Origin of the sequence: Amycolatopsis sp. NBC_00355, from assembly GCF_036104975.1 — a bacterium.
Taxonomy (GTDB): domain Bacteria; phylum Actinomycetota; class Actinomycetes; order Mycobacteriales; family Pseudonocardiaceae; genus Amycolatopsis.
In genome coordinates this window covers 9,102,501-9,125,979 of record NZ_CP107982.1, presented here as the reverse complement: position 1 = coordinate 9,125,979, position 23,479 = coordinate 9,102,501, and the positions used below count along the sequence as shown (strand labels likewise).

Here is a 23,479-nt window from a genome sequence, read left to right as displayed (position 1 = left end):
TTGGTCGGACGCGCGTTAGTCGGATGTCCACGTGTTTTCCGACCGGCCGCGCGTCCCGCGTCCGCGGCGCGACCACACTAGGATGACGCCGTGACCTTTCACTCCACTGAGCCGGTCCCCCGGTCCGCCCCGGGCGCCGGCGCCGGCGTCAAGACGTTCGTCACCGCGGTACTGCTGACCTTCGGCGTCGGCCTGCTCGGCATGGTCGGCTGGGCCGTGCTCAGCAGCGGCTTCGGCGGCTTCCTCGGCCTGGTCGCCGGGGTCTTCGGCGTCGTGTGGTGGCGCAGCATCCACGACAAGACGGTGTTCCCGAAGGTGATCCCGACGAAGTCCGTCGTGATCCTCGCGGTCCTCAACGCCGTGCTGGCGCTGGTCCTGATCCTGACGGCGGGCTGAGCTCCTCCAGCAGCCCCGCGGGCAGTTCCGGCGCCGACCAGCCCGGGTCCGGGCGGAAGTCGGTGCCGGTTCCGTCGAACGGGTAGGCGCCGCGCTCGGCCAGCGCGCCGATCCGCTCGCCTTCGGCGCGCAGCCGGTCGAGCTGCTCCGGGGTAAGCCGGCCGGCGTCGATCGCCACCTCGGCTTCGTCTTCGTCGTCCCAGCGCCAGGTGCCGTCCCGGTCGACGACGACGTCGAGCACGCCGTCGACCCGGTCGACCGCGCCCGGGGTGCGCCCGAGCGGCACCTCGAGGTTGACGTACCAGTTCGTGAACCGGCCCGCGGCGTCGAAGAACCACCACACCGACGACCATTCGTCGTCGGCGATCCGGCGCAGCGTGGACGTGCGGTGCCAGAAGTCCGCGACGGCGACGCGCGGGATGCGGAACCGCTGTTCCAGGGGCGCGTCCGCCATGTGCCGGCCGTCCACGAGCCGGCTGCCGACGATCGGCGTGCCCGCCGGGATCCAGCCGAGCAGGACGCGGCCGTCGTCTTCGAGGACGCGCAGCGGGTGGACCTGGCCGATCGAGCCGTCCGGCCGGTGGAACCGTTCGAGCACGGTCTGCCCGGGCCGCCAGCGTCGATCACTCACGCGATCCACTGTACCGGCGGGCACGCACACCCAGTAGCAGCTCGATCACCGTCGCCAGCCCCGCGACGACGAGCACCGGGAGCACCGGCAGGAAGTACGCGGCCACCGCGGCGACGGCCAGGCCCGCGAGACCGGGCACACCGGCCCGGGTCCGGACCTCCCCGCCCGCGGCGAGCGCCGGCACCACGGTCGCGACCACGGCGAACGCGGTGAGCAGCGGCTGCAGCGAGTCCGCGTCCGCGGCGGAAAGCAGGTCCCGCACCGACGTCAGCGACAGCCCGAGCCGGACGGCGCCGAGCTGGTAGAGCGCGGCGAAGGCGGCCAGCACGGTGACCGCGCCGAGCAGCAAGACCCGGAGCCCGGCGTTTTCCCGGCCCGCCGGCCGCAGGAACGGCAGCGTGAGCACGGCCGCGACGAGCACCCCGGCGAAGTCCGGCGGCCGCAACCCGCCGCCGACGGTCGACACCGGCGACACCGCGACGCAGAGCGCCACCAGGACCAGACCGGCCACCAGGAGGAGGCCGCCCGCGGCCCGTGCGACGAACGTAGGGATCTTGAGCCCGGCGAACCCGGCCCCGGCGACCACCAGGACGAAGACCACTGCCGCGAGTTCGCGGTACTGGGGGAAGACGTACGCGCCGAACGCGATCGCGTAGACGGTGATCTCGGCCAGCCGCGCGACGGCCACGACGACCCGGTCCACCAGGGCATCACCCGGTTCCGGCACCCGCGCCGTGCCGCCCGCGGCCACGGCCGCCAGCACCAGCCCGGCCAGCAGCCACCAGCCCGCGCCCGCCGCCCCGGCCGCCAGCGCGACCAGCAGCCCACCGCCCAGCCGCACGCCGCCCTCCCTCTCCCTCTGTTCACCCGTGCACCGCTTGTCATTAGCATGGCTCACGATCCCGACCGGGCCGGTGCCCGGTGCCACGTGAACGCGCGAGGAGCCAGAAGTGACCGTGCCCAAGCTCGCCCTGTCCGACAACACCGGGGAGGCACTGGCCAAGACGCGCGCCGACGTGGTCGTCATCGGCACCGTGGCCGGCGAGGACGGGCCCGTGCTCGCCGCGGGCGCGGAGGCCGTGGACGCCGCTTTCGACGGCCGGCTCGCCGGCCTGCTCGCCACGCTCGGCGCGAGCGGCAAGGCCGAAGAGGTCGTGAAGGTGCCGACGCTGGGCAAGCTGTCCGCCGGTGTCGTCCTGGCCGTCGGCCTCGGCAAGGCGGGTGCCGGCGTCACGCCCGAGCAGGTCCGCCGCGCCGCCGGTGCCGCCGGCCGCGCGCTGGCCGGCACCGACCGCGCGTTCGTCACGCTGTCGGCGCTCGACCTGCAGGCCGCCGTCGAGGGCACGATCCTCGGCTCGTACGTCTTCACCGCCTACCGCTCCGAGAAGGGTGACGCGCCGGTCGCGAAGCTCGACTTCGCCGCCCCGGCGGAGGGAACGGCCCGCGACCACAAGGCGACGCTGAAGGCGTCCGCCAGCATCGCCGAGGCCGTGCTGACCGCCCGCGACCTGATCAACACCCCGCCGAACGACCTGTTCCCGGCGTCCTTCGCCGAGCGCGCCAAGAAGCTCGCCGAGGACAACGGCCTCGAGTTCGAGGTGCTCGACGAGAAGGCCCTCAAGCGCAAGGGCTTCGGCGGCATCCTCGGGGTCGGCGGCGGCTCCGCGCGCCAGCCGCGCCTCGTCCGGATCGCCTACAAGCCGGCCAAGGCCGCGAAGAAGGTCGCGCTGGTCGGCAAGGGCATCACGTTCGACTCGGGCGGCATCTCGCTCAAGCCCGCCGCCAACATGGACCACATGACCTCGGACATGTCCGGCGCCGCCGGCGTGCTCGCGTCGGTCGTCCTGGCCGCGAAGCTCAAGTACCCGCTGGAAGTCGTCGCGCACATCCCGCTGGCGGAGAACCTGCCGTCCGGGACGTCGTACCGCCCGGGTGACGTCCTCACCATGTACGGCGGCAAGACCGTCGAGGTGCTCAACACCGACGCCGAAGGCCGCCTCGTGCTGGTCGACGCCATGGTGCGCGCCGCGGAGGAGAACCCGGATTACCTGATCGAGACCTCGACGCTGACCGGCGCCCAGGTCGTCGCGCTCGGCAACCGCACCGCCGGCGTGATGGGCTCGGACGACTTCCGCGACCGCGTCGCCGCGATCATGCAGGCCACCGGCGAGAACGGCTGGGCGATGCCCCTGCCCGAGGAGCTGCGCGCCGACCTCGACTCGCGGCTGGCCGACCTGGCCAACGTCACCGGGCACCGCTGGGGCGGCATGCTCGCGGCCGGGATCTTCCTGCGCGAGTTCGTCGCCGACGGCCTCGACTGGGTGCACATCGACATCGCCGGCCCGTCGTTCAACACCGCCGGCCCGTGGGGCTACACCGGCAAGGGCGGCACCGGCGTGCCGGTCCGCTCGATCGCCGCGGTGCTGGCGGACATCGCCGCCAACGGCTGAGTGGACGCGGGCGAGTACCTCGAAGCGGCGGTCAGGGACGTCCTGACCGCCGCTTCGTCCATTGTGGACAACCAGGTCGGGTACGCGGCCCTGCTGCTGGCCACCGCCGGCGCCCCCGGCGAGACCGACCGCCTGGTCACGCAGTGGCAGGCCCGCACGGAACGGCCGGTGAGCGCCCTGGCCGCCGACCCGGTCCGGGCCCGCGCCTGGGAAATGCTCTTCGAAGCCCGCGGCGGCCGCCCGTCATGGGCCGCAGGCCTGCCGCCACTCGATCCCGACGCCGAAGAGCGCGCGCACACGGCGATGCTGCGCCGCCCGGTCTCCGACCTCGACGGCGTGCTTCCACCGGGAGCGATCGCCGAAGTCGTCAAGCACGTCGCGCCGTCCCGGCCGGACAAGGCCCGGACCGCGCTCGCCGACGGTGACCTCACCCGCTGGGCCGAGCTGACCGGACTGCGACCGGACGTCGCGATGCTGGCCGCGACCCGCGCGCTGGCCCCGGCGCTGGTGGCCGGCGCGGACCCGCTCGGCCTGGGCGGCTGGGCCGAGGCGTGCGCGGGCGCGCTGGTCGCGGCGCTGAACGAGCGGTACCCGCCCGACCTGGGCACCTGGCCCGAGCTGATCGCGGCGATCCTGCGCCTGCGCGGCAGCGCCACCGCTCCCCCGCCGGCGTCGCCCGCGGCGATCCGGTCGGCGGAACAGCGGCTCGGCCTGGACCTGCCCGAAGACCATCGCGAATTCCTGAGCACCTGCGACGGCCTGCCCGCCGACGTCGTCTTCCCGCGGCTGCTCGGCACGGCCGACCTGCGCGCCGAGAACGGCGTGGTGCTGCTGGCCGAACCGGCGGTGCTGCTGCTGTCGGCGTCACACGTGGTGGAGGTCGACCCGGTGCTCGGGACGACCGTGCACCCGTCGTTCCGCGCGGTGCTCGAACGGCACGCCACCCTGTTAGCGTCTGCGCAGTGACCACCCTCACCGTGGAGAAGATCACTCCCGAGAACGTCGCGGCCACGTGCCAGCTGGCGGTCGAAGAGCACCAGAAGGACTTCGTCGCGCCGGTCGCTGTCTCGCTCGCCGAGGCCTACACGCAGCCGGAGGTCGCCTGGCCGCGGCTGATCCGCGCCGACGGGGAGCCGGCCGCCTTCGTGATGGGGGCGTTCGACCCCGGCGCGGAGCTGGACTTCTTCCGCTGCGGCATCTGGCGGCTCAACGTCGGGGCCGGGGTCCAGGGTCGCGGCTACGGCCGCTTCGCCGTCGAAGCCGTCCTCGACGAAGCCCGCCGCCGCGGCGAAAAAGCCGCCACAGTGCTGTGGCTCCCGGCCGAAGGCGGCCCGGAGGACTTCTACTTGAAGCTGGGCTTCCGCCGCACCGGCCAGACCTTCAACGGCGAGGTCGTCGGCCGCATCGAGCTGTAGGCCTGCCGCGCCCGGTCGTGAGTGGTCAGGGCGGTTCTAACCGCCCTGACCACTCACGACGGCGAGCGTGCCTAGACCTGGCCGCGCTTCTTGCGTTCGGTGTACTCGCGCATCCGCTTCGGGTAGCCGATCCGCGCGACCTCGTAGACCGGGATCGAGCGGCGCTGGCCGAAGTTCTGCGCAGCGTCGAGGCTGCTGATCCGGCGCCGGGTCCACTCGCCGTCGTGGGCGACCAACACCACTGTGGTCTCGGTGACGTTCGTCTTCGGCTCGACGAATGCCTCCACCCCGCGCCGCGAGGCAGCCCACTCTTCGAGGTGCTTGGTGTCCTCGGTGTTGGCTTTCCGCAGCGTGCCGGCCTTCTGCCCGCCTTTGGCGCGCCTGCGCAGCGAGTCGAAGAGCCCCACCGCGACCACCTCTCCTCCGGGTACTTTGACTGCTCATTATCCCGGAGCGCGCGTGTGGTCGGCGTCGCACACCCGGCTAGGTCGCAGCCCCGTCCGGCGTAGTGACAAGATGGCGGTGTCGCGCGCGCGGTTATACCGGGCAGGGGCGACGACAGAGCACCACCCCACTGCTTGCCGAGGAGCTATTGAAGTGACCGACACCTCCGCCGACCTCGTGATCCTGGGAGGCGGATCGGGCGGCTACGCCGCGGCGTTCCGCGCGGCCGAGCTGGGCCTTTCCGTCACGTTGATCGAGAAGGACAAGCTCGGCGGGACCTGCCTCCACCGGGGCTGCATCCCGACCAAGGCACTGCTGCACGCGGCCGAGGTCGCCGACGAAACCCGCGAAGCCGAGTCCGTCGGTGTCAAGGCCGTTTTCGAGGGCATCGACATCGCCGGGGTCAACAAGTACAAGGACGGGATCGTCTCCCGCCTGTACAAGGGCCTGCAAGGCCTGGCCAAGGCGCACAAGGTGAACCTCGTCGAGGGCAGCGGCACGTTCGTCGGCGGCACGACCGTCGAGGTGGACGGCACCCGCTACACCGGCAAGAACGTCATCCTCGCCACCGGTTCGTACTCGCGCACGCTGCCCGGGCTCGAGCTGGGCGGCCGCGTGATCGCCAGCGAGCAGGCCCTCGCCCTGGACTACGTCCCCAAGAAGGTCGTCGTCCTGGGCGGCGGCGTGATCGGTGTCGAGTTCGCCAGCGTCTGGGCCTCCTTCGGCGTGGACGTCACCATCGTCGAGGCGCTGCCCCGGCTGGTCCCGAACGAGGACGAGTTCGCCTCCAAGCAGCTCGAGCGGGCCTTCCGCCGCCGCAAGATCGCCTTCAAGACCGGCGTGCGGTTCACCGGCGCGAAGCAGGACGACAACGGTGTGAGCGTTTCGCTGGAATCCGGCGAGACTCTCGAAGCCGACCTGCTCCTGGTCGCCGTCGGCCGCGGGCCGAACTCGGCCGGCCACGGTTACGAGGAGGCCGGCGTCAAGATCGAGCGCGGCTTCGTCCTCACCGACGACCGGCTGCGCACCAACCTGCCGAACGTCTACGCCGTCGGCGACATCGTCCCCGGCCTGCAGCTCGCGCACCGCGGCTTCCAGCAGGGCATCTTCGTCGCCGAGGAGATCGCCGGGCTGGCCCCGCGCGAGATCGACGAGAGCGGCATCCCGCGGGTCACCTACTCGCACCCGGAGGTCGCGTCGGTCGGGCTGACCGAGTCGCAGGCCAAGGAGAAGTACGGCTCGGACGTCACCACGTTCACCTACGACCTCGGCGGCAACGGCAAGAGCCAGATCCTCAAGACCTCCGGTGGGGTCAAGCTGGTCAAGGCACCCGACGGGCCCGTCGTGGGTGTACACATGGTGGGCGACCGCGTCGGCGAGCTCATCGGCGAAGCGCAGCTGATCTACAGCTGGGAAGCTTTCCCCGAGGACGTCGCCCCGCTCATCCACGCCCACCCCACCCAGACCGAGGCCCTCGGTGAAGCGTTCCTTGCCTTGGCCGGCAAGCCGCTGCACGTGCACAGCTGACGTCTCACCAGCAGAATCCAGACCACGCAGAATCTTGAAAGAGGAGTCAGCGAACGATGGCCTACTCCGTCACACTGCCGGAGCTCGGGGAGAGCGTCACCGAAGGCACCGTCACCCGGTGGCTTAAGCAGGAGGGCGACACCGTCGAGGTCGACGAGCCGTTGCTCGAGATCTCGACCGACAAGGTCGACACCGAGGTGCCCTCCCCGGTGGCGGGCACGGTCGTGAAGATCAGCGCCGCCGAAGACGAGACTGTCGAGGTCGGCGCCGAGCTGGCCGTGATCGACGACGGTTCCGGCGGCGCGCCCGAGTCCTCCGCCCCGGCGCAGGAAGAGCAGAAGTCCGAGCCGGAGCCCGAGCCCGAATCCACGCCTGAGCCGCAGGCCCAGGACAGCGCGCCGAGCAAGCCGGACACCGCGCCGGCCGCCGGTGGCGAAGGCACCGAGGTGAAGCTGCCCGAGCTGGGCGAGAGCGTCACCGAGGGCACCGTCACGCGCTGGCTGAAGCAGGTCGGCGACTCGGTCGAGGTCGACGAGCCGCTGCTCGAGATCTCCACCGACAAGGTGGACACCGAGGTGCCGTCGCCGGTCGCCGGCACGGTGCTGGAGATCCGCGCGGGCGAGGACGAGACCGTCGAGGTCGGCGGCGTGCTGGCCGTGATCGGCGACGCGAACGCCGCGCCGAAGGCCGAGTCCAAGCCGGAGTCCAAGCCGGAGCCGGTCCAGGAGTCCAAGCCGGAACCGAAGCCCGAGCCCAAGCCCGAGCCGGTCCAGGAGAGCAAGCCGGAACCGAAGCCCGAGCCGAAGGCCGAGCCCGCTCCCGCCGCGGCCGCGCCGAAGGAAAGCTCGGCCGACGGCCCGTACGTCACGCCGCTGGTGCGCAAGCTCGCGTCGGAGCACGGCATCGACCTGTCGAGCCTGACCGGCAGCGGTGTCGGCGGCCGGATCCGCAAGCAGGACGTCCTGGCCGCGGCCGAGGAGAAGCAGAAGGCGGCCGCTCCGGCCCCGGCTGCCGCGGCCCCGGCGGCGCCGGCTCCCGCGGCGGCTTCGGCCCCGGCGGCCCCGCGCCCGACCGCCGTCTCGGTCTCCCCGGAGATCCAGGCGCTGCGCGGCACCGTGCAGAAGGCCAGCCGGATCCGCCAGATCACGGCCACCAAGACCCGCGAGTCGCTGCAGATCGCCGCGCAGCTCACGCAGGTCCAGGAAGTGGACGTGACCAAGATCGCCAAGCTGCGTCAGCGGGCGAAGGGTGCCTTCAAGGAGCGCGAGGGCGTCAACCTGACGTTCCTGCCGTTCTTCGCGAAGGCCACCGTCGAGGCGCTGAAGCAGCACGCGAACGTCAACGCGTCCTACAACGAGGACACGAAGGAGATCACCTACCACGGCGCCGTGCACCTGGGCATCGCGGTGGACACCGAGCGCGGCCTGCTCTCGGTCGTGATCCACGACGCCGGTGAGCTGAGCCTGGCCGGTATCGCGCACCGCATCGCCGACCTGGCGGGCCGGGCGCGGGCCAACCAGATCAAGCCCGACGAGCTGTCCGGTGGCACGTTCTCCATCACCAACATCGGCAGCGTCGGCGCCCTGTTCGACACGCCGATCATCGTGCAGCCGCAGTCCGGCATCCTCGGCACCGGCGCGGTCGTCAAGCGCCCGATCGTCGCGACCGACGCCGACGGCAACGACACCATCGCCATCCGCTCGATGGCGTACCTCCCGCTGACCTACGACCACCGCCTGGTGGACGGGGCCGACGCGGGCCGCTTCCTGATGACGATCAAGCAGCGTCTGGAAGAGGGCAAGTTCGAGGACGAGCTCGGTCTCTGACTCAAGCAGGTCGAAGGCCGCCACGGAACTCCCGTGGCGGCCTTCGCCGTTTCCGGGCCGGGAATGCGGCCGGGCACCGGATAGGCGACGATCGACCCATGCGAGTACTGATCGCCGGAGCGAGCGGCTTGATCGGGTCGGCGCTGGGCGAACGCCTGCGGCGCGACGGCCACGACGTCCGCAAGCTGGTGCGGCGCGAAACCCGGGCAGCGGACGAACACCGCTGGGACCCGCCGGCCGGCACCATCACCGCCGGCGCGTTCGACGGCGTGGACGCCGTCGTCAACCTGGGCGGCAAGCCGCTGTTCCCCGGCCGGTGGAGCGCGATGCGCAAGCAGCAGCTCACCGACAGCCGGGTCGAGCCGACCGAGGTGCTCGCCGAAGCCGTCGCCGAACACGGCGTCGGCGTCCTGGTCAACGCGTCCGCCGTGGGCTACTACGGCGATCCTGGACCGTCCTCTGTGGACGAGAACTCCCCGCGCGGGCAAGGGTTCCTGGCCGAGCTGTGCGCGGAGTGGGAAGCCGCGACGGCGGCGGCCCGCGACGCGCGGGTCGTCCACGTCCGGACCGGGCTGGTGCTCTCGGCGAAGGGCGGGCTCTACGGCACGCTGCGGCCGTTGTTCCGGCTGGGCCTGGGCGCGCGGCTCGGCGACGGCAAGCAGTACATGCCGTGGATCGCCCTCGAGGACGAGGTCGGCGCGATCGTCCACGCCCTCACGCACGACTCGCTGTCCGGGCCGGTGAACCTGACCGGGCCCGCGCCGGTGACCAACGCCGAGTTCACCCGCGCGGTGGGCCGCGCCCTGCACCGGCCCGCGCCGTGGTTCGTGCCCGGGTTCGCGCTCAAGGCGGTGCTCGGCCAGGCCGGTGAGGAGATGGCGTTGTTCGGCCAGCGGGCCGTCCCGGCCGCCCTGGTCAGCTCCGGTTACGAGTTCCGGCGCCCGACGCTGGACAGCGCGCTCGCGGCGGCATGACCGTCCCGATCCGGCGCTGGCTCGTCGTCGGCGTCGTGCTCTCGATCGCGTTCGTCCTGCTCGGGCTGAGTGTCGCGCGGCAGCCGCTCGCCCTCGACGTCGCCGTGTCCGACGCCCTCCACGGCGTCTACGCCCGGCCGCTCGGGCGGGTCGCCCAGGCCGGCAGCGACGTCCTCGGCCCGGTGCTCCCGTTCGTCCTCGGCACGGCGCTGGTGGCGCTGGCGTTGCGTCGCCGCGAGCACCTCGGCCTGTGCGTCCGGCTCGCGGTCGTGCTGGTGCTCTGCCGGCTGACCAGCCTGGTGTTCAAGCCGATCTTCCTGCGCGAACGCCCACGCGACTACCCGGACCTGAGCTACCCGAGCGGGCACGTGACGTCGGTGGCGAGCACCGGGTTCGTCCTGCTCCTGCTGTGCGCGTGGTTGTGGCCGCGGCTGGTGAAGCGGGTCGCGGTGGCGGTCGTCGTGGCCACCGTGCTGATCGCCGTCTTCCGCGTGCTGCTGGGCGTGCACTGGGTCACCGACACGATCGGCGCGGTGCTGGCCGTGACCGGTGTCGGGCTGCTCTCAGCGTGCGCCTTGCGCCTGCTTCCGGCGGGTGACGAGCGTAGCCTCGACGGGTGAGTTCTTCCCGGATTTCCTGCCGCGCCAGCACCGAACCCGTCGACGTCCGCGAGCTCGGCACGATCGACTACACCGAGGCCTGGGAGCTCCAGCGGAGCTCGCTCACCGCCCGGGCCGACGGCACCGCCGGCGACACGATGCTCCTGCTGCAGCACCCGTCGGTCTACACCGCCGGGAAGCGCACCGAGCCCGCCGACCGGCCCACGGACGGCACCCCGGTGATCGACGTCGACCGCGGCGGCAAGATCACCTGGCACGGCCCCGGCCAGCTGGTCGGCTACCCGATCGTGAAGCTCGCCGACCCGATCGACGTCGTGCACTACGTGCGGCGGCTCGAGGAGGCGCTGATCCACGTGTGCGATCAGCTGGGGGTGCACACCGGGCGCGTCGAAGGCCGCAGCGGCGTCTGGATCCCGGCCGACGAGCGCGGCATCGAGCGCAAGATCGCCGCGATCGGCATCCGCGTCCAGCGCGGCGTGACGATGCACGGCTTCGAGCTGAACTGCGACGCCGACCTGGCCGCGTTCGACAGCATCGTGCCGTGCGGCATCCGCGACGCGGGCGTGACGTCGCTGTCGTACGAGCTGCAGAAGGACGTCAGCGTGGAAGCGGTCCTGCCGCTGGCCCGCGACGCCGTCCTCGCGGCCCTCGAAGGCGAGCTCCCGGTGAGCGACGACCGCTGGCTCCCCCGCCCCGAGGCCCCGCAGGCCGCGGGCGTCACCTTCGCCCTCCAGAACTGAAAGCCGTGAATGGCACATCGAGGGACTCTGAGTCCCTCGATGTGCCATTCACGGCTTTGAAGCTCAGTCCAGCTGGGGTGCGACCTCGGACGCGATGAGGTCGATCTGGTCCAGGTCGGACAGGTCCAGCAGCTGCAGGTAGACGCGGGTGATCCCGGTCTTCTCGCGCCACTGGCCGATCCGGTCGACGACCTCGGCGGGCGAGCCGGCCAAGCCGCTCTTCCGCAGCCCGTCGACGTCGCGCCCGATCGCCGACGCCCGGCGCTCGACCTCGGCGTCGTCCCGGCCGACCCCGACGACCAGCGCCACCGAGCGCAGGATCTCCTTCGGGTCGCGGCCGATCTCCTGGGCCGCCGCCTCGACGCGGGCGAACTGCGCGGCCGCGGTCTCCTGGTCGGCGAACGGGAGGTTGAACTCGTCGGCGAAGCGCGCGGCCAGCGCCGGGGTGCGCTTCTTGCCCGAGCCGCCGATGATCACCGGCGGCGCCGGCGACTGGGCGGGCTTCGGCAGCGCCGGCGAGTCGGTCAGCGTGTAGTGGTCACCCTTGAAGGAGTAGGTCTCCCCCGCCGGCGTCTTCCACAGTCCGGTGATGATCTCGAGCTGCTCGGCGTAGCGGTCGAAGCGCTCCTTCAGCGGCGGCAGCGTGAGGCCGTACGCGTCGTGTTCGGCGTCGTACCAGCCGGCGCCGAACCCGAACTCGACCCGGCCGCCGGACATCTGGTCGACCTGCGCCACCGAGATGGCCAGGGGCCCCGGATAGCGGAAGGTCGCCGCGGTGACGAGCGTGCCGAGCCGGATCCGGCTGGTCTCCCTGGCCAGGCCGGCCAGGGTGATCCAGGCGTCGGTCGGGCCGGGCAGGCCGTCGGCCGAGCCCATCTTCAGGTAGTGGTCGCTGCGGAAGAAAGCGTCGTAGCCGGCGGCTTCGGTCGCCTTGGCGACGCGCAGCAGGTCGTCGTAGCTGGCCCCTTGCTGGGGCTCGGTGAAGATCCTCAAGTCCACGAAGATCAGCCTATAGACGGAGTGGCCTCTTCGCCGTCGGTGCGCCGCAGCCGGACCAGCATGCGGACGATCACGTCCTCGATCTCGGCGCCGACCTTCTTCGGGTCCGGCGAGCTGGCGATCTCGGTGGCCGCGCTCGACAGCGCGCCGAACAGCAGCCGCGCGGTGACCTCGACCGGCACCGGCTCGACCTCGCCCGCGTCGATCAGCGACTGCAGCCCGGACCGCACGAGCCCGAAGCTGCACCGCTCCTCGGCTTCACGCCAGCGCTCCCAGCCCATCACGACCGGCGCCTCGTGGATGGCGATCCGCTGGTAGGCGGGGTCGAGACAGGCGCGGATGAACGCGTTGAGCCCGCCCAGAGCCCGCTCCCAGGGCGTGCCTTCACCGGTCATGATCTTGTCGAGACGGTCGTAGACGAGGCTTTCGACCGAGTCGAACGCGGCCTCGAAGAGAGCCTGCTTGCCGCTGAAGTGGTGGTAGAGCGCACCCTTGGTGACGCGGGCGCGTTTGGCGATCTCGTCGAGCGAGGTACCCGCGTAGCCGCGTTTGGTGATCAGTTCCACCGCGCTGTCGACCAGCGCCGACCGCGTCGACTCGGAGTAGTCGAGTCGCCTGGACCTCATTGTCGCCACCTTCACAACTTTACGCCCGGAGGATCTCTCCATACCCATGGTATGTTCGCCGGGTCAGGTCCGTACCGGGAGTATGCCGCAGACCCGCGGTATGACCCCCGCCACGGAAGGGGAGCCACACCATGAGCTGGACCGACTTCTACCGACGTCAGGAAATCCTCGAAGCCACCGTCCGCCAAGCGGGCCGGAACCCGGGCGCGCCGCTGCCGCTCGACGAGGTACCCGGGGCCGAAGACCACTTCGGCGGCGAAGAGAACGTCCTCGCCGCCCTCCAGTACAAGTGGACGCAGGTGCTGGCCGGCCGGCTGCGCACCGAGGTCACCGACCCGGACGACGCCGACGGCCTGGGCGACCACGTCGACGCCGTCACGCGCGCCTGGCGCGCCACCGTCGAGGAGTACGAGACGCTGCGCGCGGTGCTCGACGGCGGGCTCAAGCGCCACGCGTCGCTGCGCCGCATGCACGAAGGCGAGCTGCGGATGCTCGCCGTCACCTCCGGGCTGGCCGACCCGCGTGAGCCGGCCGACGAGATCGTCCAGGTGGGCCGCACCCTCGAGGCGCTGCTGCGCACGAGCCGTGAGGAATCCGCCCGTCGCCGTCCGGTGATGGGACACCTGCGCCGCCTGCTCGCGCCGAGCGCGTGACAGGAGTTAAGTACACGCATGACTGAGCGTTGGGCCGAAGCCGACATCGCCGACCAGACCGGCCGCACCGCGGTGGTCACCGGCGCGAACTCCGGCCTCGGCCTCCGCACGGCCGAGGTGCTCGCGGGCAAGGGGGCCCGCGTGCTCCTCGCGTGCCGGTCCGCCGAACGCGGCGCGAAGGCCTTGGAGCAGGTGCGCGCGGCGACTTCGGGCGCCGCACCCGAATTGGTGAAACTGGACCTGGCCGACCTCTCTTCGGTGCGCGAAGCCGCGGCGTCGGTGCGCGAGCTCACCGGCGGCAAGCTGGACCTCCTGATCAACAACGCCGGGCTGATGATGACGCCGCGCGGCAAGACCGCCGACGGCTTCGAAACCCAGTTCGGCACCAACTACCTCGGCCACGCGGCGCTGACCTGGCTGCTGCTGCCCGCGCTGCGCGGTGGTGCCGGCGCCCGCGTCGTCACGCTCTCGAGCGTCGCCGCGACCGGCGCGCGCATCGACGTCGCCGACCCGAACTTCGAGCACCGCCGTTACAACCCGGGCGCCGCCTACGGCCAGTCGAAGCTGGCCGACCAGGTGTTCGCGCTCGAGCTCGACCGCCGCCTGCGTGCCGCCGGCGACGACGTCCTCAGCGTCGCCGCCCACCCCGGCTACACCTCGACCGGCCTCGGCCAGGGCATGGCCCGCTCGTACCGCAACCCGGTGCTGCGCGCCGTGATCGGCGGCGGCAACCGGCTCGGCGAGATCCTGCTGGCCCAGGGCCCCCGGATGGGCGCGCTCCCCCAGCTGTACGCGGCCACCGCGGACGGCGTCGAGGGCGGCGAGTACATTGCCCCGCGGGGTGTCGGCGGCCTGCGGGGTTACCCCGTGAAGGTGAACCCGCTGACGCCCGCGCGCAGCGAGGCACTGGGGGCCGCGTTGTGGGATCTCACCGCGAAGTTGACGGGCGTCACCCCCGACCCCGCGTAGTCCGGACGGGCGTACGGTTGAGGGCGTGAGTGCTGCGCCTGAAGGCCGGAAGCTGCTGCGTCTCGAAGTCCGCAACAGCGAAACGCCGATCGAGAAGAAGCCGCCGTGGATCAAGACGCGGGTGCGGATGGGCCCGGAGTTCACCGAACTCAAGGGCCTCGTACGCCGCGAAGGTCTGCACACCGTCTGCGAAGAAGCGGGCTGTCCCAACATCTACGAATGCTGGGAAGACCGCGAAGCCACGTTCCTCATCGGCGGTGACCAGTGCACCCGCCGGTGCGATTTCTGCCAGATCGACACGGGTAAGCCCGCCGAGCTGGACCGGACCGAGCCGCGGAAGGTCGCGGAGTCCGTCCAGGCCATGGGGTTGCGGTACTCGACGGTCACCGGCGTCGCTCGGGATGACTTGGATGACGGTGGGGCGTGGCTGTACGCCGAGACCGTGCGTCAGATCCACGACCTGAACCCGGGTACCGGTGTCGAGCTGTTGATCCCGGACTTCAACGCGGACCCGGCACAGCTGGCCGAGGTCTTCGGGTCGCGGCCGGAGGTGCTGGCCCACAACGTGGAGACGGTGCCGCGGATCTTCAAGCGGATCCGTCCCGGCTTCCGCTACGCGCGGTCCCTCGAAGTCATTACGGCCGCGCGCGAAGCGGGCCTGGTGACGAAGTCCAACCTGATCCTCGGTATGGGCGAGACCCCGGACGAGGTCGCGCCGGCGATGCGGGACCTGGTCGACGCGGGCTGCGAAATCCTGACGATCACCCAGTACTTGCGTCCGTCGCCGCGGCATCACCCGGTGGACCGCTGGGTGAAGCCGGAGGAGTTCGTCGAGCACTCCCAGGCCGCCGAGGCGATGGGTTTCGCCGGCGTGATGGCGGGTCCGCTGGTGCGGTCGTCGTACCGCGCGGGACGGCTCTACGCCCAGACCAAGGCCCACCGCGGTGAAGTCCTGCCGGAGAACCTGCAGCACCTCGCCGTCGAAGGCCCCGCCGCGCAGGAAGCCGCGTCGCTGCTCGCACGGTGACCGACGCCACACCACCGACCTTAAAGGATCGGTAAAGTGGCACGCATGGGCCTGGTTTCGGATCTCTTGAGCTGGCTGCAAGGACTCCCGGAACCGGGGCTCGTCGCCGCGACCGGCGGCCTGGTGTTCGCCGAATGCACGATCGGGCTGGGTTTCCTGGCCCCGGGCGAATCCGGCCTGCTCATCGCCGCGACGACCGCCACCACGGTCGCGCGGTTCATGGCACTGTGGACGGTCGTCACCCTCTGCGCGACCGCGGGCGACGCGCTGGGCTACGTCATCGGCCGCCGCTTCGGACCGCGGCTGCGCGAGACGAAGCTGATCCGCAAGTACGGCCTCGAAGGCTGGGACAAAGCGACGTCCGTCCTGGAACGCCGGGGCGCGTGGGCGGTGTTCTTCGCGAGGTTCCTGCCGGTGATCCGCACCCTGACCCCGGCCGCGGCCGGGACGTCGGGCCTGCCGTTCCGCAGGTTCCTCCCGGCCGCCGCGGCGGGCGCGTTCTGCTGGTCCCTGATCCACATCAGCATCGGCGCCGCCCTGGGCGAAGCGGCCAAACGCATCGAGGGCGCGTTGAACACGGGCGGGCTGATCGTGGTCGGTGTGCTGGTGGCGGTCGCGGTGTTCTTCTTACTGCGCTTCAAGAAACGCAAAACCCTCGCGGCCGCCGAGCCGGAGCCCGAGCGCGTCCCCTGACAGCGATGCCGTGAGATGGACTTAAAGCCCCGAGGGTGCCCCTCACGGCCTACAAGCCGGGTCCACGAGGGTGCGGCCCGGGTGGCCGGACCGCACCCTCCCGGCGTCAGCGACGGGCGCGCGTCGCCTTGCCGGTGGCCCAGCCGATCAAACCGAGCGCCAACAGCGCCCCACCGGCGACGAACGGCCAGGAACCGGTGCCCGGCCCGGACGGCGCAGGCGCGGGAGTGGCGAGGTCGTACCCGCCGAGCTTGCCCTGCGCCCGGTAGGCCGAACCGGGCAGCTTGTCGCCGTACAACCGGTGCACCAGCTGCTGGTACGCCGGGAGCGTGACGCCGTCCCCGACCCGCGAGCGCGCCGGGTCGTTGAGCGGCAGCACGCGGCCCTCGCGAATCCGGTACCACGCGTTGACCTGCGGCTCGGTGAACACGAGATCACCGTGGGCCTGCGCCGGGTACGTCAGCTCTTCGGTCCCGGTGGTGAAGTTGGTCGCGGCCCAGCCGGCCGGCTCCGGGGTGAGCCAGACCGTCGCCTGGCGGCCCGTCGACGCCTGGGTCCGCACGGCGAAGTACGCGAACGCCGCGGGCTTCGCGTCCGGCGTCCCGGCGACGAACGCGGGGTCGAGCGAGTAGACGCGCAACGGCTCGCCGGTGACCCGGGGCGCCTGCGCCGCGTCGGCCCGCGCGACGCCGGAGCGCCGGTCGAGCTGGCCGAAGAACGACGACAGCTTCGCCGTCGTGTCCGCCGAGGCGAGGACCTGCTCGGCCGCCGTGACATCGGAGTTCGAGGGCTCGGAAGCCGAAGCCGTGCCGCCGAAACCGAGCACCAGCGCGGAGCCGGCGAGAAGGGTGACAAGGCCGCGGAAGACGTTCATGTCACGCCCCGATCCGGTAGAGGGACTGGGCCCACTGGAACTGCCCGTTGCGGACGTAGCTCGAATGCGCCATCGCGCTGTAGCGCCGGCTGCTCGGCCACGGGTCGCCGTAGTAGACGAGCCCGCTGCTGTCGTAGCCGTAGATGACCTGGGCGTGGCCGCCGCCGGCCGTCCAGTAGATGCCCGTCTCGACCGGGCGCCGCGCGGTGATCTCGCTCTGCACGGACGCGAAGCTCAGCGCGCTGGTCACGGTGCCGGGCCGCAGCCCGAGCGCCTGGTAGCCGCGCTGCACGTACGTCAGCTCACCGGCCTGGTTCGGGCACTGCGAGCCGGCCGGGTAGCCGCGGGAGTAGTCGCAGAAGGTGTTCTGGCTGACGTTCGAGCCGTAGCCCAGGAACCGCGCGATGGTCAGGCCGCTCGCGGCCCAGCACCACTGGTTCTGCTCCTGGACGAGCTGGCTGACGGACAAGGTGGTGGCGGCCTCCGTCACGTCGGCGGCGGCCGTCGCGGGTGGGGCGGACAGACCGGCGAGCGCCACGCACAGCACGCCGATCGACAGTGATCGTCTGAGGTGCATTCGTTGCTCCTTGTCGGCAACAGGTGGGGACCTGGTGAGCGTCTCCCGTTGCCGCGCCGGGCAGTAATCCCAGCGGGGATAACACCGGCGTTATGCCGCCTATCGGGCGGAGACGAGCCGTTCGCCCGGTTCCTCCGGATGCTGCCGGCACCACCGCGCGAAGTGCGGGTTCCGCTGCCGCGACGCCACGTACGCGACCTCGGCGCAGCGGAACACCTCGTCGGTCGCCGGCGTGCGGGCGTCGTCCTCCCGCGTCGCGAACAGCAACGTGGTCCACAGCGGGTCCCCGGCGAGCGGCAGCGCGACCAGCCCGGGCGGCGGCGCCGACGCGGCCTGCGCGAGGCACACCGCGCCCTGCGCGATCAGCGTGCCGGCGGTGCCCGCCTCGGACGTGAAGTGCCGCACCCGCGGCGTGAACCCGGCGGCCGCGCAGGCCTGCAGGAACCGCACCCGCACGCAGTTCTCGTGCGGCGGCGGCAGGATCCAGTCGACGTCGGCCAGATCGGCGAGGTCGACGACACCACCGTGGATGGCCGGGTGCCCCTGCGCGATCCCGACGAAGATCGGCTCGGTGGCCAGCGTCCACACGGTCAGCCCGGCGTAGTGGTGCGGCTCGGTGCCGTCGAACCGTTCGAGCAGCGCGACGTCCACGCGGCCGGTCGAGAGCAGCTTCAGGAGCGTCAGCGACGCCGGTTCGGCGTACGTCTGGACGTCGAGCGTCTTCCCCAGCTCTTCGATGAACCGGCCGATGATGAGCAGCGGCACGTACCCGATCTTGAGGGTCTCCGCGACACCTTCGCCGTGACTCCGCGCGGTGGCGACGAGGGCCTGCATGTCGGACAGCAGGGCGTCGGCGCGGGCGAGCACGAACCGGCCGAGCTCGGTCGGGCGCACGCCGCTGGGCTCGCGGACGAACAGGTCGCCGCCGAGGATGCGTTCGATGCGCTTGAGCTGGGCGGTGAGGGCAGGCTGGCTGACGCCCAGCACGGTGGCCGCGCGGCTCACACTGCCGCCGTCGGCGACGGCGCGGACGGCCCGGAGATGGCGCAGTTCCAGCTCGGCCACGTCCAGCAGGTTAACGCCGCCTTCACGGCCGGCACGACCTGCGAAAGTCGGGCTTACTACATTCGGCGGTATGAGTCTCGCGGATCTTCCCCGGCCGATCGGCTTCGTCCTCGGTGGTGGCGGCAGTCTCGGCGCCATGCAGGTCGGCATGTTGCGCGCGGTCGCCGAAGCCGGGATCACCCCGGACCTCGCGGTCGGCACGTCGGTCGGCTCGCTCAACGCGGCCGTCCTGGCCCTGACCCACGACGACCCGATCGAGCGACTGCGCGGGATCTGGGCGCACATGACGCGCGACGAGGCGTTCCCCGGCGGTGTGCTGAGCCGGGTCCGGACGCTGACGCAGAGCAAGACGCACCTGTTCCCCAACAGCGGTCTCACGAAGATCGTCAACGAGCACGTCGGCACCGGCCGCCGGTTCGAGGACCTGGCGCTGCCGCTCGGCGTCGTCACGACGCAGGTCGACACGGCCGAGCCGCTGCTGATCCGGACGGGTCCCCTGCTGGAGCCGCTGCTGGCCAGCTGCGCGATCCCGGGGATCTTCCCGCCGGTGGCCTACGAAGGCCGGCTGCTGTACGACGGCGGGCTCGTCGCGAACGTGCCGATGCGGCAAGCGCTGGCGATGGGCGCGCAGTCGCTGGTGGTGTTCGACTGCGCGTTCCCCGGGAAGCTGCCGGCCGAGCCGCGGACGTTCGCCGAGGTGATGATGTTCACCGCGATGATCAGCATGCGGAACCAGGCCGTGCTGGAGGCGCCGCTCGCGGCGTCCCAGGTGCCGGTGGTCTACCTGCCGGGGCCGGCGCCGGTGCGGGTGAACCCGCTGGACTTCAGCCACACGGACGCGCTGGCAGCCGAGGCGTACGACGCGGCGCGGGAGTTCCTCGACGGGATCTCGGTGTCCGGTGCGGGGCTTTACGGCGCACCTGGCCTGGTCGTCACGTGATCCACGTCACGACGATGCACCGATCCGGTCGGAAGGACGTCATCGCTATCGCGTAGTTTTGATGGTAATGCCCGCCGATCCCAATTTCCCAAAAAGAGACAATATGCTCCCCAAGAAGACTTTACTTTCGGTGGCCGGGATTCTCGCCGGAGCACTGCTGCTTTCCGCCTGCTCGTCCGGTGACGACGGTGGTTCGCCCACCAACGGGGCGCCGACGTCCGGATCCGAGGCGCCATCCGCGACCGCGGTGGCGGTGACGTTCGAGCCGGCGGGCGGCACAGGAGTCAACCCCGCGACCCCCGTCGTCGTCAAGGCGGCCAACGGGAAGCTCATCGACGTCACCGTGACCAACACGGCGAAGGGGAAGCCGGTGGCCGGCAAGCTGGCGACGGACGCCCTCAGCTGGACCTCCAGCGAGCCGCTCGGCTACGGCGCGACGTACAAGATCGTCGCGCACGCCCAGGGCGCCGACGGGAAGCCGATCGAGCAGGACAACCAGATCAGCACGATCGCCCCGAAGAAGCAGGCCAACGCCAACCTGATCCCGGCGCCGTCCGCGGTGACGAGCACGGGTGTCGGCGTGGGGCAGCCGATCGTCTTCAGCTTCGGCAAGATCGCCGTCAAGAACAAGGCGGACGTCGAGAAGGCCCTCACGGTGGAGTCGTCGCCGAAGCAGGAGGGCAGCTGGTACTGGATCGACGACTCGAACGTCCACTACCGGCCGAAGGAGTACTGGAAGGCCGGCACCACGCTGAAGGTCACGGCGAAGATCTACGGCGTCGATTTCGGAAACGGCGTGTTCGGCGCGGAAGACCGCACGGAGACGTACAAGGTGCACGATTCCTGGATCGCGAAGGCGGACGGGAACACCGAGCAGATGCAGATCTTCCACAACGGCGCCATGGTGAAATCCATGCCGATCTCGATGGGCAAGGACGCGACCCCGACGCATTTGGGCGCGCACATCATTTCGGACAAGCAGGCCAACTACACGATGGACTCGTGCACGTACGGCGTCTGCCCGCCCGACCCGAAGGCGTACCGCTCCAACGAGAAGTTCTCGGAGCGGATCTCGAACGACGGCGAGTTCGTCCACGAGAACCCGAACAGCGTCGGCCAGCAGGGAAGCTCGAACGTCTCCCACGGCTGCATCAACCTGAACGCCGCGAACGCCCAGTGGTTCTTCCAGAACCTGGGCCTGGGCGACGTCGTGGAGGTAACCAACTCGGGCGGCCCCCAGCTCCCCGTCTGGGACCTGTACGGCGACTGGTCCAAGTCCTGGGCCGACTGGCAAGCCGGCTCGGCCGTGAAGTAACTCTGGTTGTTTCGACGAAGGGGCCGGGAGCTTTCGCTCCCGGCCCCTTCTTCATGCCCTGTTCGACCCTCAGGCCGTGCGCAATGAGGCATCACCCGTGACTGGACGGGTAGCTCGCGTGATCCGCGGGGCATCACTGGTGTTCGTAGGGCATCTCGCCCGATCTGCGGGTGACGCCCGCTCAGGCTGGCATCACGGTGGCGGGTCTCGCGTGAGCCGGACCCGAACTCGTGTGATCAGACCCGTGACTTACCTGATTCGAGGCGGAACTCGCGCGCCTGCACCACAGCTGCCCGGCCAGAGGCCGACCCGTGAGGTTGGTGTCGACCAGTTGGAGGGCCGACTCACCCGCCTGAGGGCGCTGGCTCGCGTGATCCGCAGGCCGGTACCCGCGATCCGGAGGTCGCCATGCGTGATCCAGGAGTCGACACACGTGATTCTGGGGTCAACTCGTGTAACTGGAGAGTCGACTCGCGTGATCCGCGGGTCGACACGTGATCAGAACGCCGACACCCGTGACTGGAGAGTCGGCTCGCGTGTTTAGAGGGTCGACACGACCCCGACCGCGGCGACCCGACAAACCACCGGCACCCGGACACCGGCCACCCCGGGGTGCCAGAGAAGGGGTGTGGGCATAGAAAAAGGGCCTGGCCGGGAGAACCAGAGGTTCTCGACCGGGCCAGGCCCTTCCCCAACAAAATGTTCGGCGGTGTCCTACTCTCCCACAACCCTTCGGTTGCAGTACCATCGGCGCTGTCAAGCTTAGCTTCCGGGTTCGGAATGGGACCGGGCGTTTCCCTGACGCTAAAACCACCGAAACACTACGAAACAACCACACCCCCAAAAAACAGGGAGCCGTGTGGTGTCTCAGAAACCGTAGAGTGGATGCGTAACACCTTCGTAGACAAGTCCTCGGCCTATTAGTACCAGTCAACTCGACAACACATTACTGTGCTTCCATATCTGGCCTATCAACCCAATGGTCTATTGGGGGCCTTAACCCACAAAGGGTGGGATACCTCATCTTGGAACAGGCTTCCCGCTTAGATGCCTTCAGCGGTTATCCCTTCCGAACGTGGCCAACCAGCCATGCCCCTGGCGGGACAACTGGCACACCAGAGGTTCGTCCGTCCCGGTCCTCTCGTACTAGGGACAGCCTTCCTCAAGTATCCTACGCGCGCGGCGGATAGGGACCGAACTGTCTCACGACGTTCTAAACCCAGCTCGCGTGCCGCTTTAATGGGCGAACAGCCCAACCCTTGGGACCTACTCCGGCCCCAGGATGCGACGAGCCGACATCGAGGTGCCAAACCATGCCGTCGATATGGACTCTTGGGCAAGATCAGCCTGTTATCCCCGGGGTACCTTTTATCCGTTGAGCGACACCCCTTCCACCAGGTGGTGCCGGATCACTAGTCCCGACTTTCGTCCCTGCTCGACATGTCTGTCTCACAGTCAAGCTCCCTTGTGCACTTGCACTCAACACCTGATTGCCAACCAGGCTGAGGGAACCTTTGGGCGCCTCCGTTACTCTTTAGGAGGCAACCGCCCCAGTTAAACTACCCATCAGGCACTGTCCCTGAACCAGATCATGGCCCGAGGTTCAGATTCCCAATTCGACCAGAGTGGTATTTCAACAACGACTCCACAGTAACTAGCGTCACCGCTTCACAGTCTCCCACCTATCCTACACAAGCCGAACCGAAAACCAATACCAAACTATAGTAAAGGTCCCGGGGTCTTTCCGTCCTGCCGCGCGTAACGAGCATCTTTACTCGTAGTGCAATTTCGCCGGGCCTGTGGTTGAGACAGCCGGAAAGTCGTTACGCCATTCGTGCAGGTCGGAACTTACCCGACAAGGAATTTCGCTACCTTAGGATGGTTATAGTTACCACCGCCGTTTACTGGCGCTTAAATTCTCAGCTTCACCCCCGAAGGGATTAACCGGTCCTCTTAACGTTCCAGCACCGGGCAGGCGTCAGTCCATATACATCGTCTTGCGACTTCGCATGGACCTGTGTTTTTAGTAAACAGTCGCTTTCCGCTGGTCTCTGCGGCCACCCACCCCTAGCCTGTAAAAAGCTTCAGGATGTTTGGCCCCCCTTCTCCCGAAGTTACGGGGGCATTTTGCCGAGTTCCTTAACCACAGTTCACCCGATCGCCTTAGTATTCTCTACCTGACCACCTGTGTTGGTTTGGGGTACGGGCCGTGCATGCACTCACTAGAGGCTTTTCTCGGCAGCATAGGATCACTCTACTTCGCCTCAAACGGCTACGCATCACGTCTCAGAGTATATAAAGCACGGATTTGCCTATGCTTTCTCCTACACGCTTACACCAGGACAACCATCGCCTGGCGGAGCTACCTTCCTGCGTCACCCCATCGCTTGACTACTACGAAATCAGGTCCCACGCTCCACAACACCAACTCCATCCGAAGACTTCGCCGGCGCGCTTTGGGTGGTTAGTATCAAACGCCTCGTCATGGGCGCACATGCTCGGGTACGGGAATATCAACCCGTTGTCCATCGACTACGCCTGTCGGCCTCGCCTTAGGTCCCGACTTACCCTGGGCGGATTAGCCTGGCCCAGGAACCCTTGGTCATCCGGCGGCAGAGTTTCTCACTCTGCATTCGCTACTCATGCCTGCATTCTCACTCCCACACCCTCCACCGCTAGCTTCCGCCACGGCTTCCCTGGGTGCAGGACGCTCCCCTA

23 protein-coding genes and 2 rRNA genes (1 of these 25 running past the window's edge) are annotated in these 23,479 nt (G+C 69.8%); 15 read left to right on the top strand and 10 right to left on the bottom strand.

Going from position 1 to position 23,479, the window contains the following annotated elements; translation table 11 throughout:
* The first annotated feature begins 90 nt into the window (after nt 1-90).
* Complete coding sequence (locus OHS18_RS42335; protein WP_328443077.1) at nt 91-396, top strand: hypothetical protein; 306 nt, start codon at nt 91-93, stop codon at nt 394-396.
* Here OHS18_RS42335 and OHS18_RS42330 read toward each other — a convergent pair.
* Both OHS18_RS42330 and OHS18_RS42325 read right to left on the bottom strand, forming a co-directional pair.
* Entirely contained in the window at nt 353-1,027 is a 675-nt protein-coding gene (locus OHS18_RS42330) for a DUF402 domain-containing protein (RefSeq protein ID WP_328614599.1), read from the bottom strand. The genes OHS18_RS42335 and OHS18_RS42330 overlap by 44 nt on opposite strands.
* On the bottom strand, nt 1,020-1,868 hold the full coding sequence (locus OHS18_RS42325) for a hypothetical protein (RefSeq protein WP_328614598.1): 849 nt from the start codon (nt 1,866-1,868) through the stop codon (nt 1,020-1,022). Before OHS18_RS42325 ends, OHS18_RS42330 begins: the two co-directional genes overlap by 8 nt.
* Before the next feature lie 109 nt (nt 1,869-1,977).
* Here OHS18_RS42325 and OHS18_RS42320 point away from each other — a divergent pair, with 109 nt between their 5' ends.
* The 3 genes from OHS18_RS42320 to OHS18_RS42310 are packed head-to-tail and all read left to right on the top strand — an operon-like array spanning nt 1,978 to nt 4,892.
* A complete protein-coding gene (locus tag OHS18_RS42320; protein WP_328614597.1) occupies nt 1,978-3,477 on the top strand; it encodes a leucyl aminopeptidase in 1,500 nt (499 codons plus the stop codon).
* Nucleotides 3,478-4,443: an SMI1/KNR4 family protein gene (locus OHS18_RS42315; protein ID WP_328614596.1), complete on the top strand. Its 966-nt coding sequence runs from the start codon at nt 3,478-3,480 to the stop codon at nt 4,441-4,443. It abuts the gene before it with no gap.
* Complete coding sequence (locus OHS18_RS42310; protein ID WP_328443082.1) at nt 4,440-4,892, top strand: GNAT family N-acetyltransferase; 453 nt, start codon at nt 4,440-4,442, stop codon at nt 4,890-4,892. The genes OHS18_RS42315 and OHS18_RS42310 overlap by 4 nt, the downstream gene beginning before the upstream one ends.
* Before the next feature lie 71 nt (nt 4,893-4,963).
* Here the strand turns inward: OHS18_RS42310 and OHS18_RS42305 are convergent, their stop codons facing one another.
* Nucleotides 4,964-5,308, bottom strand: a complete 345-nt coding sequence (locus OHS18_RS42305; protein WP_328443083.1) for an oxidoreductase — start codon at nt 5,306-5,308, stop codon at nt 4,964-4,966.
* Nucleotides 5,309-5,489: 181 nt separating this feature from the next.
* Between OHS18_RS42305 and lpdA the strand changes: the two genes are divergently transcribed.
* The 5 genes from lpdA (at nt 5,490) to lipB (ending at nt 11,023) form a co-directional block, all read left to right on the top strand.
* Nucleotides 5,490-6,863, top strand: coding sequence for a dihydrolipoyl dehydrogenase (gene lpdA, locus OHS18_RS42300; protein WP_328443084.1), 1,374 nt, complete (start codon nt 5,490-5,492; stop codon nt 6,861-6,863).
* 56 nt (nt 6,864-6,919) lie between these two features.
* Complete coding sequence (sucB, locus tag OHS18_RS42295; RefSeq protein ID WP_328614595.1) at nt 6,920-8,689, top strand: 2-oxoglutarate dehydrogenase, E2 component, dihydrolipoamide succinyltransferase; 1,770 nt, start codon at nt 6,920-6,922, stop codon at nt 8,687-8,689.
* Nucleotides 8,690-8,787: 98 nt separating this feature from the next.
* Entirely contained in the window at nt 8,788-9,663 is an 876-nt protein-coding gene (locus OHS18_RS42290; RefSeq protein WP_328614594.1) for a TIGR01777 family oxidoreductase, read from the top strand.
* Complete coding sequence (locus OHS18_RS42285; protein ID WP_328614593.1) at nt 9,660-10,283, top strand: phosphatase PAP2 family protein; 624 nt, start codon at nt 9,660-9,662, stop codon at nt 10,281-10,283. Before OHS18_RS42290 ends, OHS18_RS42285 begins: the two co-directional genes overlap by 4 nt.
* Nucleotides 10,280-11,023 carry a lipoyl(octanoyl) transferase LipB gene (gene lipB / locus OHS18_RS42280; RefSeq protein WP_328614592.1) on the top strand — a complete coding sequence of 248 codons (744 nt, stop codon included), beginning with the start codon at nt 10,280-10,282 and terminating at the stop codon, nt 11,021-11,023. Before OHS18_RS42285 ends, lipB begins: the two co-directional genes overlap by 4 nt.
* A gap of 63 nt (nt 11,024-11,086) precedes the next feature.
* Here the strand turns inward: lipB and OHS18_RS42275 are convergent, their stop codons facing one another.
* Both OHS18_RS42275 and OHS18_RS42270 read right to left on the bottom strand, forming a co-directional pair.
* Nucleotides 11,087-12,022 (bottom strand): LLM class F420-dependent oxidoreductase, encoded by a 936-nt coding sequence (locus tag OHS18_RS42275; protein ID WP_328614591.1) that lies wholly within the window; start codon nt 12,020-12,022, stop codon nt 11,087-11,089.
* Nucleotides 12,023-12,027: 5 nt separating this feature from the next.
* Complete coding sequence (locus OHS18_RS42270) at nt 12,028-12,648, bottom strand: TetR/AcrR family transcriptional regulator (protein WP_328443090.1); 621 nt, start codon at nt 12,646-12,648, stop codon at nt 12,028-12,030.
* A 131-nt stretch (nt 12,649-12,779) separates the two neighbouring features.
* Here OHS18_RS42270 and OHS18_RS42265 point away from each other — a divergent pair, with 131 nt between their 5' ends.
* The 4 genes from OHS18_RS42265 to OHS18_RS42250 are packed head-to-tail and all read left to right on the top strand — an operon-like array spanning nt 12,780 to nt 15,990.
* Nucleotides 12,780-13,301: a hypothetical protein gene (locus OHS18_RS42265; RefSeq protein ID WP_328614590.1), complete on the top strand. Its 522-nt coding sequence runs from the start codon at nt 12,780-12,782 to the stop codon at nt 13,299-13,301.
* Nucleotides 13,302-13,319: 18 nt separating this feature from the next.
* Nucleotides 13,320-14,270 (top strand): oxidoreductase, encoded by a 951-nt coding sequence (locus OHS18_RS42260; RefSeq protein ID WP_328614589.1) that lies wholly within the window; start codon nt 13,320-13,322, stop codon nt 14,268-14,270.
* Nucleotides 14,271-14,295: 25 nt separating this feature from the next.
* Complete coding sequence (gene lipA, locus OHS18_RS42255) at nt 14,296-15,297, top strand: lipoyl synthase (protein WP_328614588.1); 1,002 nt, start codon at nt 14,296-14,298, stop codon at nt 15,295-15,297.
* A gap of 45 nt (nt 15,298-15,342) precedes the next feature.
* A complete protein-coding gene (locus tag OHS18_RS42250) occupies nt 15,343-15,990 on the top strand; it encodes a DedA family protein (RefSeq protein WP_328614587.1) in 648 nt (215 codons plus the stop codon).
* 106 nt (nt 15,991-16,096) lie between these two features.
* On the opposite strand, the gene OHS18_RS42245 is transcribed toward OHS18_RS42250, so the two are convergent.
* The 3 genes from OHS18_RS42245 to OHS18_RS42235 form a co-directional block, all read right to left on the bottom strand.
* Complete coding sequence (locus OHS18_RS42245) at nt 16,097-16,864, bottom strand: hypothetical protein (RefSeq protein WP_328614586.1); 768 nt, start codon at nt 16,862-16,864, stop codon at nt 16,097-16,099.
* 1 nt (nt 16,865) lies between these two features.
* Entirely contained in the window at nt 16,866-17,441 is a 576-nt protein-coding gene (locus OHS18_RS42240) for a papain-like cysteine protease family protein (protein ID WP_328614585.1), read from the bottom strand.
* 99 nt (nt 17,442-17,540) lie between these two features.
* Nucleotides 17,541-18,506 (bottom strand): LysR family transcriptional regulator, encoded by a 966-nt coding sequence (locus OHS18_RS42235; protein WP_328614584.1) that lies wholly within the window; start codon nt 18,504-18,506, stop codon nt 17,541-17,543.
* A 70-nt stretch (nt 18,507-18,576) separates the two neighbouring features.
* Here OHS18_RS42235 and OHS18_RS42230 point away from each other — a divergent pair, with 70 nt between their 5' ends.
* Both OHS18_RS42230 and OHS18_RS42225 read left to right on the top strand, forming a co-directional pair.
* On the top strand, nt 18,577-19,446 hold the full coding sequence (locus OHS18_RS42230) for a patatin-like phospholipase family protein (protein ID WP_328443098.1): 870 nt from the start codon (nt 18,577-18,579) through the stop codon (nt 19,444-19,446).
* A 103-nt stretch (nt 19,447-19,549) separates the two neighbouring features.
* Nucleotides 19,550-20,761, top strand: a complete 1,212-nt coding sequence (locus OHS18_RS42225; RefSeq protein ID WP_328614583.1) for a L,D-transpeptidase — start codon at nt 19,550-19,552, stop codon at nt 20,759-20,761.
* 701 nt (nt 20,762-21,462) lie between these two features.
* Here the strand turns inward: OHS18_RS42225 and rrf are convergent.
* Nucleotides 21,463-21,579: ribosomal RNA gene (rrf, locus tag OHS18_RS42220) — 5S ribosomal RNA — on the bottom strand.
* An 82-nt stretch (nt 21,580-21,661) separates the two neighbouring features.
* Nucleotides 21,662-23,479: ribosomal RNA gene (locus OHS18_RS42215) — 23S ribosomal RNA — on the bottom strand; it runs 1,306 nt beyond the window's last position.

Bases quoted from the DNA above. Each gene is read 5' to 3' on its own strand.
- OHS18_RS42240 (WP_328614585.1), bottom strand. From the start codon at position 17,441: ATGCACCTCAGACGATCACTGTCGATCGGCGTGCTGTGCGTGGCGCTC.
- OHS18_RS42265 (WP_328614590.1), top strand. From the start codon at position 12,780: ATGAGCTGGACCGACTTCTACCGACGTCAGGAAATCCTCGAAGCCACC.
- OHS18_RS42245 (WP_328614586.1), bottom strand. From the start codon at position 16,864: ATGAACGTCTTCCGCGGCCTTGTCACCCTTCTCGCCGGCTCCGCGCTG.
- OHS18_RS42260 (WP_328614589.1), top strand. From the start codon at position 13,320: ATGACTGAGCGTTGGGCCGAAGCCGACATCGCCGACCAGACCGGCCGC.
- OHS18_RS42250 (WP_328614587.1), top strand. From the start codon at position 15,343: ATGGGCCTGGTTTCGGATCTCTTGAGCTGGCTGCAAGGACTCCCGGAA.
- sucB (WP_328614595.1), top strand. From the start codon at position 6,920: ATGGCCTACTCCGTCACACTGCCGGAGCTCGGGGAGAGCGTCACCGAA.
- OHS18_RS42225 (WP_328614583.1), top strand. From the start codon at position 19,550: ATGCTCCCCAAGAAGACTTTACTTTCGGTGGCCGGGATTCTCGCCGGA.
- OHS18_RS42270 (WP_328443090.1), bottom strand. From the start codon at position 12,648: ATGAGGTCCAGGCGACTCGACTACTCCGAGTCGACGCGGTCGGCGCTG.
- OHS18_RS42230 (WP_328443098.1), top strand. From the start codon at position 18,577: ATGAGTCTCGCGGATCTTCCCCGGCCGATCGGCTTCGTCCTCGGTGGT.
- OHS18_RS42285 (WP_328614593.1), top strand. From the start codon at position 9,660: ATGACCGTCCCGATCCGGCGCTGGCTCGTCGTCGGCGTCGTGCTCTCG.
- OHS18_RS42290 (WP_328614594.1), top strand. From the start codon at position 8,788: ATGCGAGTACTGATCGCCGGAGCGAGCGGCTTGATCGGGTCGGCGCTG.